Genomic DNA, 532 nt, shown 5'->3' on the forward strand with positions numbered 1-532 from the left:
CAGAACCCGTAAGACCGATATACTTGTAAAGAAGAAGGACAATACTGCCACCGACCACTACGCTTGCAATGGAAAATATAAGCTGCCTTGCAGTAAGTCCCATCGCAACCGATTCCTGATAGCGGTCAATATCCTTGTTTACTTCGATTACCATTGTCCCTACCTCCTATCTTGATAAATCCTTTGTTTCCGGCTTTCTTGTCATTCCAATATTCGCCTCATACTTATCCATTCCATCCGGACACAGTTCCCTAAGCTTATCCACATTGAACAGATAAAGCGGATATTCGCAGAAACCGCTCCTTTGCGTGAATCCTGTAAACTCTCCAAGGTCATTGTCTGTAATAAACTTTTCAATATCCGGCATGTCATTCACATTCAGATATCCGCAGTAATTTGGTGCTGCAACCGACAAATTAACAGTCACATCCCCAAAAGGCTCCTCATATCCATCTTCATTACACATAAGACTGATAAACATTGCCCTGTTATTCATATACTGCTGGATATCAAATGTCACCTGCGTTTCTCC

Annotated in this window: 2 protein-coding genes; both read right to left on the reverse strand. The window is 42.1% G+C overall.

Translation table 11 applies throughout. The annotated features are described in order from the left end of the window. The coding region (locus IE258_RS42180) for a PrgI family protein (protein WP_189750858.1) at positions 1-154 on the reverse strand (154 nt) is incomplete at its 3' end. A gap of 12 nt (positions 155-166) precedes the next feature. Continuing rightward, a partial coding sequence (locus IE258_RS40950) for a DUF4313 domain-containing protein (RefSeq protein WP_229892799.1) occupies positions 167-532 on the reverse strand: 366 nt, incomplete at its 5' end.

The organism is Streptomyces tendae (assembly GCF_014650435.1).
Lineage (GTDB): Bacteria > Actinomycetota > Actinomycetes > Streptomycetales > Streptomycetaceae > Streptomyces > Streptomyces tendae.